The organism is Elstera litoralis, assembly GCF_000963705.1.
Taxonomy (GTDB): Bacteria; Pseudomonadota; Alphaproteobacteria; order Elsterales; family Elsteraceae; genus Elstera; species Elstera litoralis.
Window position 1 is genome coordinate 1 of the sequence record NZ_LAJY01000220.1, and the last position, 9236, is coordinate 9236.

Consider the following 9236-nt stretch of genomic DNA (forward strand, 5'->3'; position numbering starts at 1 on the left):
CGCAGCCGACAGCAACGCATCGTTTCCGCACCCAGCATAGTGAAATCGCCGATATTGTTAGCAAGATCGAGACTATTCTTACAAAACCCACCTGGAGTGCGCAGGCCCAAGATATTCGCCAGGCCTTCAGCGAACTCTCGGCCAAGTTACGCATTCATCTCGCGTTGGAAGATGATGTGCTCTACCCACGGTTGGCCCGCCATGCCGACAGTAAAGTGCGGGACCTTGCGGTAAGCTATCAAACCGAAATGGGCGGTATCCGGCAAGCTTACGAAGATTTCCTGAGCCAATGGGTTCATTCGGGCAAACTGCTGACCGACCCCGCCGGGTTCCAGGCCGCCACGAAGGGCCTGTTTGCCGCGTTGAAGGACCGGATTCACCGGGAAAATACGGCGGTTTATACGCTGGTCGATTCGGTCGGCTGGTAAAACGGCCCGCGCGTCCCCCGGCGCGGGTTCAAAAAACTCGCTGCGCAGGGATTGATTCGGTTTTGGTTTCGCATAAATATGCATTCGAAATACATGTTTATGCGAGGAACCAATGTCCAATCCTGCCGCAACCGCGCGCTTTCGGGTCCAGCACGGCGAGATCGAAATGCTGCTTCAGGCGGTCGAACGTCAGCTTCGCGTGCCCGGCTGGGCGACTGCTCCCCAGGCGCTGCGCGAAAGTTTCACCCAACTCTCCGCAAAACTGCGGATTCATTTGGCCCTGGAAGATGATGCGCTTTACCCCCGGCTCGCAACCCATGCCGATGGCAACTTGCGCGCTTTGGCGCAACAGTATCAACAGGAAATGAGCGGAATTCGCCAAACCTATGAGGCCTTCTTAGCCGAATGGCTCCACAGCAACCGCTTTAGCCAGGAGGCTTCGGCCTTCACCGCCGCCGCAACCGACCTTTTCAAAACGCTGCGCGCGCGCTTTCACCGGGAAGACACGCGGCTTTACCCGATGGCCGACGCGGCGGCGTAACGCGAAAAGGCGGGGCTTCCCCCGCCTTTTCCACCCCCCACACTTAGCCTATTCCGCCGCCTGTGCCCGCAAAACCGGCTTCGGTTGATTGAGCCGTTCGCCAGCTTCAGCGCCTCGAAATAGGATGGGAAGGCCGGGCGGTTCACGTAGCGGCCCGCGCCCTTAACTGTGCGCAATTCGCCCTTGGCATAGACGAGCTTGCCCGCCGAAACCGTGTGGCTGGGAATGCCGGTGACGGTCAGCCCTTCGAAAATATTGAAATCCACCTGCTGATGGTGGGTTTTGGCGCTGATCGTTTTGGTACCCGAAGGATCCCACACGACGATATCGGCGTCGGCCCCGACTGCAATCGCGCCCTTGCGCGGGTAGAGGTTGAAGATTTGCGCGGCATTCGTGCTGGTGATCTTCACGAACTCATTCGGCGTTAGCTTGCCGCTGTTTACGCCTTTTTCCCACAGCACCATCATCCGGTCTTCGACGCCGCCGGTGCCATTGGGGATCTTGGTGAAATCATTGCGGCCTGCGGCTTTTTGCGGCGCGCAGAAGCAGCAATGGTCGGTTGCCGTGGTTTGAAGATTGCCCGACTGCAAGCCCCGCCACAGCGCCGATTGATGCTCGTGGGAACGAAACGGCGGGCTCATCACATGGGCCGCCGCGAAGGTGAAATCGTCGGAACGATAGACGCTCTCATCCACCACCAAATGCCCCGCCAGCACTTCGCCATAAACGCGCTGGCCTTCCGAACGGGCGCGGGTGATGGCTTCCAGCGCTTCCTTGCACGACACATGGACGATATAGAGCGGCACGCCGAGCACCTGGGCGATGCGGATGGCGCGGTTCGCCGCCTCCCCTTCCACTTCCGGCGGGCGCGACAGCGGGTGCCCCTCCGGCCCGGTGATGCCCTGGGCCAGCAGCTTCTTTTGCAGGTGATAGACCAGCTCGCCATTCTCGGCGTGAACGGTGCAGAGCGCCCCCAACTCCCACGCACGGGTAAAGCTGTTCACCAGCACTTCGTCTTCGCACATGATGGCGTTTTTTATACGCCATGAAGTGCTTGAAACTATTGACGCCGTAATCCTTGACCAGCGTTCCCATATCGCGGGCGACGCTTTCGTCCCACCAGGTCACGGCCACATGGAAGGAATAGTCGGTGGCCGATTTTTCCGCCCAGCCGCGCCAGGTCTTATAGGCTTCCAGCAAGGATTGCTGCGGGCTCGGGATGACGAAATCGATAATCATCGTCGTCCCCCCGGCAGCGCCCGCCGAGGTGCCGCTGAAGAAATCTTCCGACGCCACCGTGCCCATGAACGGCAGTTCCATATGGGTATGCGGATCGATCCCGCCGGGCATCACATATTGCCCGCCAGCGTCGATAATCTCTGCCCCTGCCGGAGCCTCCAAGTTCGGCCCGACGGCGATAATCTTATCGCCCTCGCACAAAACATCGGCCCGAGTGCTGGTGTCGGCGGTCACGACCGTCCCGCCGCGAATGAGTAATGCCATGACGCGCCCTCCCTTGCGAGAAAGAGCACCGCCCGAGGATACGGGCGGTGCCGGTTTCGACCTACATCTTCGACTTGTCGAAAATTTCGTGGCTCCAAGCGCCTTCCGGCTTCTTGGTGATAACCGGAGCCGATTTGCCGCCCATCAGCACGGCGACCGTGCGGTCGTAGGCGGCGGGATCGAGATAGCCGGTGCCTTTCGGGTTCTTACCGATCAGCTTGGCGATTTCGCCCATCATGCGCTTCTGGTGCTTTTCGGTCTGCGCGCCCGAGGCGTCATTATCGAGCACCACGGTTGCCGCCGCATCGCTGTTAGCAGCGGCCCAGTCCCAGCCCTTCATCGAGGCTTTGACGAATTTCGCCAGCTTTGCCGCCATCGCCGGGTCTTTTTACGCTTTTGCCCAGCGTGTAGAGCCCGTCTTCCAACGTGGCAACGCCCTGGTCTTCGTATTTGAACACCAATAGGTCGCTGTCTTTCAGCCCGCCATCGATGACCTGCCAATATTCATTATAGGTCATCGTCGAAATACAGGCGGCCTGCTTTTGCAGAATCGGATCGACGTTGAAGCCCTGCTTCAGCACCGTCACGCCCGCGCCGCCCGTGGTGGCATAGCCGAGCTTATCCATCCAGGCGAGGAAGGGATATTCATTACCGCCGAACCAGACGCCGAGCGTCTTGCCGGGGAAGTCCTTCGGCGCGGTGATGCCGCTATCCTTGCGGCAGGTCAGCATCATGCCCGAGCTTTGGAAAACCTGGGCGATATTGACGAGATCGACGCCTTTTTCGCGCGTCGCCAAGGCCGAGGGCATCCAATCGACGATCACATCGGCCCCGCCGCCGGCGATGACCTGGCTCGGGTTGATGTCCGGGCCGCCCGCCTTAATGGTGACATCAAGACCGACTTCCTTATAGAAGCCCTTATCTTTCGCCACGTAATAGCCCGCGAACTGGGCCTGCGTGACCCACTTCAGTTGCAGGGTCAGCTTATCTTGCGCAGAAGCTGCCGTGGGTACCGCCACCGCAAGTGCCAAAGCGGAGGAAACCAAAAGGCTTTTCATCGACATCATTCCATCTCCCAAGAACCGTTAAACGCGTGGAAACTCTACCCTGTCGTGCGGTTCGGTTCGTCCGAACTCGCCTCTATTCTTAACCTCGCGCCTTGCGGAACGAGGGATGCCAGAAGGTTACCCGCCGTTCGATCAGCGTGATCGTACCATAGGCGAGCGAGCCGACGACACTCGCCACCGCAATCGTCGCCCACACCACATCCACATTCATGCGGGCAACTTCCGTGGAAATGCGGAACCCCATGCCGACAATCGGCGTGCCGAAAAACTCCGCCACGATCGCGCCGATCAAGGCCAAGGTGGCGTTCAGCTTCAGCGCATTGAAGATCATCGGCGCTGCCACCGGCAAGCGTAAAGCGAGCAGGGTTTGCCCATAGCTTGCGCCATAAGAGGTCATCAAATCCCGCTGCATCCGGTCGGTGCCCTGCAACCCGGCGAGGGTGGAAATCAGCATGGGGAAGAAGGTCATCACTACGATCACCGCCGCTTTCGACGGCCAGTCGAAGCCAAACCACATCACCATGATCGGCGCGATCCCGACGATGGGAATGGCGCTGACGAGGTTCCCTAACGGCAGGAGCCCCCGTTGCAGAAACGGCGAGCGGTCAACCAGCAGGGCGATGATGAAGGCCGAGCCGTTCCCCAGCAGATACCCGGCAATCACCGATTTCAGCACGGTCTGCTGAAAATCGGCGAAGAGCACCGAAGCTTGTGCCACCAGCGCCAGACCGATAGCGCTCGGCGCGGGCAGCAGCACTTTTTGGCACCCCGAAACCACGCACGATCACTTCCCAGAGATAGAGCAGCGTTAACCCGAACAGCGCCGGAACCACCCAACCGAAGCGCGCCTCCGCGCGTGTGTCGTTGGACAGGCGCGCGAGCAGCGCCCAAGCCGCCGCCCCGGTCAATAGGGTCAACGGCCAGAGCAGAATGCCGGAGCCTCCCTGCGCCAAAACCACCAAGCTCAGGAGCGCCGCGAGCGCCACCGTTGCGGCCAAGATGGGAAGGCTCATCGCTTGCCTCCTGCCACGGGGACGCGCTGATAGCTCAGCGTGACCCTCTCGATCAACCCGATCAGCGCCACCAGCCCCATGCCCAGCACCGCCGAAACCACGAGGGCTGACCAAATCTGGATCGTCTGGCCATAGTAAGAGCCCGCGAGCAGCCGCGCGCCGAGCCCGGCCTGCGCCCCGGTCGGAAGCTCGCCGACGATTGCGCCAACGAGGGCAATCGAAATCGCCACTTTCAAGCTGGTGAAGAAAAACGGCATGGCGGCGGGCCAACGCAGCTTCCAGAAAAGCTGCGTTGGACTGGCCGAATAAGTGCGCATCAGATCAAGCTGCAAGGGATCGGGCGAGCGCAGCCCCTTCACGAGGCCAATCGTGATGGGGAAGAAGCAGAGGTACATCGCAATCACCGCTTTCGGCAGCAGCCCCGTCAGCCCGATATTCCCGAGCACGACCACGATCATCGGCGCAATCGCCAAGATCGGCACGGTTTGGGAGGCGATCACCCAGGGCATTAGCGATTTTTCCAGCGTGCGCACATGGACGATGCCGAGCGCCAAAATCCCCCCCAGCAGCACGCCGAGCCCGAAGCCCGAAGCCATCGCCGACCCCGTTACCCAGGTATGGAACAGCAGATTGCGCGGGCTATCAATGCGGGCCGAAAAGCTTTTCTCTAAATCCGCGTAAATCTGCTGCGGCGCGGGCAGCAAGGGCCGCTCCTGACTCCAGGCCGCCGCCACAAGCTCGCCCGTGCTATAGTCGGTTTTGCCGTTGCGCTGCCAGCCGTCGATGATCTGCGGCGCGTTCAGCCAAACCGCGCCGCCGAGCCACGCCACCGCGAGAACGGCCAGCACGAACAGCAGCGGCAGGGGCCGCGTGAGAGCGGCAGGAAGCCTAATCATCATGCCCATGCCCCGCCAGCAGCCCTTGCCGAACCCGGTGCGCCACGTCCAAAAAGGCTTGGCTGTCGCGGGTCGCCGCCGACCGGTCGCGCGGTAAGGGGCTATCGATAATATCGATGATCCGGCCCGGCCGGGCGCTCATGATAACGATTTTGGTCGAGAGATAGACCGCTTCCGAAATCGAATGGGTGACGAAAATCACCGTTTTATTGGTCTTCTTCCACAGGCTCAGCAGTTCGTCGTTCAGCCGGTCGCGGGTGATTTCATCGAGCGCGCCGAAGGGCTCGTCCATCAGCAGCAAATCGGGATCGAAGCTCAGCGCACGGGCAATCGAAACCCGCTGCTGCATACCGCCCGAAAGCTGCCACGGGTATTTGCGCTCGAACCCAGTCAGCCCGACCAACTCCAACGCCGCCCGCGCCCGCTCGCGCTGATCGGCTTTCGGCAGGCCCATGATTTCGAGCGGCAGCATCACGTTACGCGCAACCGAGCGCCACGGGTAGAGCGTGGGGGCTTGGAACACATAGCCGTAGGCACGATCCAGCCGCGCCTGTTCCGGCGTGCCGCCGTTCACCAGCGCCGTGCCGGAGGTCGGGTGCTCCAAATCGGCGACAACCCGCATCAGCGTCGTTTTCCCGCACCCCGAGGGCCGATGAAAGAAACGAAATCGCCCTTATTGATGGTCAGATTGACATTGGACAGCGCCGTAACCGGATGGTCGGCGGTTTGATAGACCAGCGACAGATCGGCAATTTCCACTACCGCCTGCGCGTCCGCCGCCTTGGGGGAACCGCTTGCGGCCCCGCTCATATCGTCCATCCGCATCACCTTTTGCATTCGCGCCGTCGCCACCCTAGCAAGTCTATCCGAAAAGAAGAACGGGCACAGGCCGTGTGAAGCCTGCGCCCGTTAACCCTACTCTGCTGCCGCTTTTGCCATCGGATTATTGGGGTGCGTCGTCCAATTGGCATATGGCCGGTCGGTATCCACCGCCTCCATTGTGATGCACTCGGGCACCGGGCAGGCGATCATGCAAAGGTTACAGCCGACGCATTCCGAATCGACCACCTCGAAGTACCGCTTGCCGTCCTTCTCCTTGGTGATCGCCTGATGGGACGTATCCTCGCAGGCGATATGGCAGCGCCCGCAGGAGATGCACAGATCCTGATTAATCCGCGCCTTCAGATCGTGATTGATGTTGAGATACTGCCAGTCGGTGACATTCGGCACGGCCTTGCCAACGAAATCGTCGAGCGTGGCGTAGCCTTGGCTGTCCATCCAGTTGGAGAGCCCGTCGATCATGTCTTCGACGATCTTGAACCCATAGACCATCGCCGCCGTGCAGACCTGAACCGAGCCCGAGCCCAGGGCCATAAACTCCGCCGCGTCCCGCCACGTCGTGATCCCGCCGATACCCGAAATCGGCATCCCGCGCGTGTCCATCGTCCGGGCGATTTCCGCCACCATGTTCAGCGCAATCGGCTTCACCGCCGGGCCGCAGTAGCCGCCGTGGGTGCCCTTGCCGTCAACCACCGGCTCCGGGGCCATTTTGTCGAGATTGACGCTCATGATCGAGTTGATCGTATTGATGAGCGACACCGCATCGGCCCCGCCCGCCTTCGCCGCCCGCGCCGGGCCGAGGATGTTCGAGATATTCGGCGTGAGCTTCACGATCACCGGCATACGGTATATTGCTTGCACCAGCGCGTGACCATTTCGACATATTCGGGCACTTGGCCCACCGCCGCGCCCATGCCGCGTTCGGACATGCCGTGCGGGCAGCCGAAGTTGAGCTCGATGCCATCCGCGCCGGTTTCTTCCACCAGCGGCAGGATGTTTTTCCACGAATCCTCCTGACAGGGCACCATCAGCGATACGATCATGGCGCGGTCGGGCCAATCGCGCTTTACTTCCTTGATTTCCCGTAAGTTAACCGCGAGGGGACGATCGGTAATCAGCTCGATATTATTGAAGCCCATCACCCGCCGGTCGCCATCGTGCCACGCGCCGTAGCGCGAGGTGACGTTCACAACGGGCGGATCTTCCCCCAGCGTCTTCCACACAACGCCGCCCCACCCGGCCTGAAAGGCACGGATCACGTTATAGGCCTTATCCGTCGGCGGGGCCGAGGCCAGCCAGAAGGGGTTCGGCGATTTGATGCCCGCGAAATTGGTGCGCAAGTCAGCCATTACTCTATCCCCCTAAGCCGTCAGCGTCGCGTGGATCGACAGCGCGGCCTGTTTGCCGTCCTCGACCGAGGCCACCGTAAGATCTTGCCCGCCCGCAACGCAGTCGCCGCCCGCCCAGACGTTCGCCAGCGAGGTGCGCCGGTCGGCATCGACCTTGATGCGGCCCTTCTCCAGCACGAGCCCGGGAAATTCCGGTTCGGCATAGGTTTGGCCGATGGCTTTGAAAATTTGATCGGCCGCCAGGGTGAAGGTCTCGCCCGTCCCGGTCACAGCGCCGCCCACAAGCGTGGTGTATTCAAAGGTAATGCCGCTCGCTGCGCCATCGGTCGCCTCAACCTTCACGGGTTTGGCCCAATGTTTGATTTTCACACCATTGGTCTGTGCCCATTCCTGCTCGACCGGGGTCGCCGTCATGGTTTCAACGCCGCGCCGATAGACGAGGGTCACGTCTTCCGCACCGAGGCGCTTGGCTTGGGTCGCGGCATCGATGGCGGTATTGCCGCCGCCGATCACCACCACGCGCCGCCCGATGGGCAGGCGGGTGAGATCCTCGGCTTGGCGCAGTTTGGCGATGAAATCGACGGCATTTTCCACGCCCGGCAAATCCTCGCCCGGCGCATTCAGGGCATTGACCCCGGCGAGGCCAAGGCCGAGGAAAACCGCATCGAAACCTTTTTGCAGATCATCCAGGGAGCCATCGCGCCCGAGTTTCCAGTCGGTAACGACGGTAATGCCGCCGATGGCGAGGATATAGTCGATTTCCTTTTGGGCGAAATCATGGGGCGTTTTATAGGCCGCAATCCCATATTCATTGAGCCCGCCGAGCTTGGCGCGGCCTTCATAGACCGTCACGTCATGGCCGAGGCTGGCGAGCTTATGGGCCGCCGAGAGCCCGGCAGGACCACCGCCGACCACGGCCACGCGCTTGCCCGTATGGGGCGCACGGGTGAAAATCTGCACGTCTTGATCGAACAACCAATCGGTCGCCCGCCGTTGCAGCGCGCCGATTTGCACGGCCTTATCTTCGTAAGTGTTCCGCACGCAGGCCTGCTCGCACAGAATCTCGGTCGGGCAAACGCGGGCGCACATACCGCCCATGATGTTCGCCGACAGAATATCGGTGGCCGAGCCCTTCAGGTTGCCCGTGCCGATTTTCCGAATAAAGCTCGGAATATCGATACTCGTCGGGCAGGCCACAACGCAGGGCGCGTCGTAACAAAACAGGCAGCGATCCGCCTCGACCAGCGCTTGCGCCGGGGTAAGCGGCGGGTGCGCGTCGCCGAAATTCTCCGCAAGAACCCCTGGCGACAGGCGACCTGCGGTAATATCCACCAAATCCTTCATGAACCCCTCCGTCTTCCGCTTCTGCGAAATGACTTCGAACCCTGTTGATGTTTATTGTGATTATTTGAAGGATGCTATTGTTTGACTAAACGGTCAAGCAAAAACTTGACCATTTAGTCAGGATCTAGAAACTTAAGCCGAGGCTGCTTCGACCATTGCATGCAACAGTACATTGCAGCCCGCCGCACAGTCGCTCGCCGTGGCATTTTCCACTTCATTATGGCTAATGCCGTCTTCGCAGGGGATGAAGATCAT

At 60.8% G+C, this 9236-nt stretch carries 14 protein-coding genes; 3 read left to right on the forward strand and 11 right to left on the reverse strand.

Annotated features, from left to right (window positions below):
• Together VZ95_RS09455 and VZ95_RS09460 are read left to right on the forward strand one after the other, a co-directional pair.
• Positions 1–428 (forward strand): hemerythrin domain-containing protein (locus tag VZ95_RS09455; protein ID WP_045775625.1); only part of this gene is annotated, 428 nt, incomplete at its 5' end.
• 112 nt (positions 429–540) lie between these two features.
• The gene (locus VZ95_RS09460) at positions 541–969 is read left to right on the forward strand and encodes a hemerythrin domain-containing protein (protein WP_045775626.1); all 429 of its coding nucleotides are present in this window, start codon (positions 541–543) and stop codon (positions 967–969) included.
• On the opposite strand, the gene VZ95_RS09465 is transcribed toward VZ95_RS09460, so the two are convergent.
• A complete protein-coding gene (locus VZ95_RS09465; protein WP_456297689.1) occupies positions 942–1994 on the reverse strand; it encodes an amidohydrolase family protein in 1053 nt (350 codons plus the stop codon). The genes VZ95_RS09460 and VZ95_RS09465 overlap by 28 nt on opposite strands.
• A 178-nt stretch (positions 1995–2172) precedes the next feature.
• On the opposite strand from VZ95_RS09465, the gene VZ95_RS29740 reads away from it, so the two are divergent.
• Positions 2173–2466 carry a hypothetical protein gene (locus VZ95_RS29740; protein ID WP_232302581.1) on the forward strand — a complete coding sequence of 98 codons (294 nt, stop codon included), beginning with the start codon at positions 2173–2175 and terminating at the stop codon, positions 2464–2466.
• A gap of 67 nt (positions 2467–2533) precedes the next feature.
• Here VZ95_RS29740 and VZ95_RS28780 read toward each other — a convergent pair whose 3' ends face one another.
• The 10 genes from VZ95_RS28780 to VZ95_RS09495 form a co-directional block, all read right to left on the reverse strand.
• A complete protein-coding gene (locus VZ95_RS28780) occupies positions 2534–2812 on the reverse strand; it encodes a hypothetical protein (RefSeq protein WP_332308056.1) in 279 nt (92 codons plus the stop codon).
• Complete coding sequence (locus tag VZ95_RS09470; protein ID WP_332308057.1) at positions 2784–3539, reverse strand: ABC transporter substrate-binding protein; 756 nt, start codon at positions 3537–3539, stop codon at positions 2784–2786. Before VZ95_RS09470 ends, VZ95_RS28780 begins: the two co-directional genes overlap by 29 nt.
• Before the next feature lie 79 nt (positions 3540–3618).
• Positions 3619–4257, reverse strand: coding sequence for an ABC transporter permease (locus VZ95_RS09475; protein ID WP_332308059.1), 639 nt, complete (start codon positions 4255–4257; stop codon positions 3619–3621).
• Positions 4145–4552, reverse strand: a complete 408-nt coding sequence (locus VZ95_RS28785) for a hypothetical protein (RefSeq protein WP_332308058.1) — start codon at positions 4550–4552, stop codon at positions 4145–4147. Before VZ95_RS28785 ends, VZ95_RS09475 begins: the two co-directional genes overlap by 113 nt.
• Complete coding sequence (locus VZ95_RS09480; RefSeq protein WP_232302580.1) at positions 4549–5451, reverse strand: ABC transporter permease; 903 nt, start codon at positions 5449–5451, stop codon at positions 4549–4551. The genes VZ95_RS28785 and VZ95_RS09480 overlap by 4 nt, the downstream gene beginning before the upstream one ends.
• Positions 5441–6070: an ABC transporter ATP-binding protein gene (locus VZ95_RS09485; RefSeq protein WP_456297690.1), complete on the reverse strand. Its 630-nt coding sequence runs from the start codon at positions 6068–6070 to the stop codon at positions 5441–5443. The genes VZ95_RS09480 and VZ95_RS09485 overlap by 11 nt, the downstream gene beginning before the upstream one ends.
• On the reverse strand, positions 6070–6285 hold the full coding sequence (locus tag VZ95_RS29745) for a hypothetical protein (protein ID WP_456297691.1): 216 nt from the start codon (positions 6283–6285) through the stop codon (positions 6070–6072). Before VZ95_RS29745 ends, VZ95_RS09485 begins: the two co-directional genes overlap by 1 nt.
• A gap of 78 nt (positions 6286–6363) precedes the next feature.
• Positions 6364–7131, reverse strand: a complete 768-nt coding sequence (gene preA, locus VZ95_RS29750; RefSeq protein ID WP_456297692.1) for an NAD-dependent dihydropyrimidine dehydrogenase subunit PreA — start codon at positions 7129–7131, stop codon at positions 6364–6366.
• Complete coding sequence (locus VZ95_RS29755; protein ID WP_456297693.1) at positions 7122–7637, reverse strand: tRNA-dihydrouridine synthase; 516 nt, start codon at positions 7635–7637, stop codon at positions 7122–7124. The genes preA and VZ95_RS29755 overlap by 10 nt, the downstream gene beginning before the upstream one ends.
• Positions 7638–7649: 12 nt before the next feature.
• Positions 7650–8981 carry an NAD(P)-dependent oxidoreductase gene (locus VZ95_RS09495; RefSeq protein WP_045775628.1) on the reverse strand — a complete coding sequence of 444 codons (1332 nt, stop codon included), beginning with the start codon at positions 8979–8981 and terminating at the stop codon, positions 7650–7652.
• Positions 8982–9236 lie beyond the last annotated feature (255 nt).

Coding starts and splice junctions, on each gene's coding strand:
- VZ95_RS28785 (WP_332308058.1), bottom strand. CDS start 4,552: ATGAGCCTTCCCATCTTGGCCGCAACGGTGGCGCTCGCGGCGCTCCTG.
- VZ95_RS09465 (WP_456297689.1), bottom strand. CDS start 1,994: ATGTGCGAAGACGAAGTGCTGGTGAACAGCTTTACCCGTGCGTGGGAG.
- VZ95_RS29745 (WP_456297691.1), bottom strand. CDS start 6,285: ATGCAAAAGGTGATGCGGATGGACGATATGAGCGGGGCCGCAAGCGGT.
- VZ95_RS28780 (WP_332308056.1), bottom strand. CDS start 2,812: ATGAAGGGCTGGGACTGGGCCGCTGCTAACAGCGATGCGGCGGCAACC.
- preA (WP_456297692.1), bottom strand. CDS start 7,131: ATGCCGGTGATCGTGAAGCTCACGCCGAATATCTCGAACATCCTCGGC.
- VZ95_RS09470 (WP_332308057.1), bottom strand. CDS start 3,539: ATGATGTCGATGAAAAGCCTTTTGGTTTCCTCCGCTTTGGCACTTGCG.
- VZ95_RS09485 (WP_456297690.1), bottom strand. CDS start 6,070: ATGCGGGTTGTCGCCGATTTGGAGCACCCGACCTCCGGCACGGCGCTG.
- VZ95_RS09495 (WP_045775628.1), bottom strand. CDS start 8,981: ATGAAGGATTTGGTGGATATTACCGCAGGTCGCCTGTCGCCAGGGGTT.
- VZ95_RS09460 (WP_045775626.1), top strand. CDS start 541: ATGTCCAATCCTGCCGCAACCGCGCGCTTTCGGGTCCAGCACGGCGAG.
- VZ95_RS09480 (WP_232302580.1), bottom strand. CDS start 5,451: ATGATGATTAGGCTTCCTGCCGCTCTCACGCGGCCCCTGCCGCTGCTG.
- VZ95_RS29755 (WP_456297693.1), bottom strand. CDS start 7,637: ATGGCTGACTTGCGCACCAATTTCGCGGGCATCAAATCGCCGAACCCC.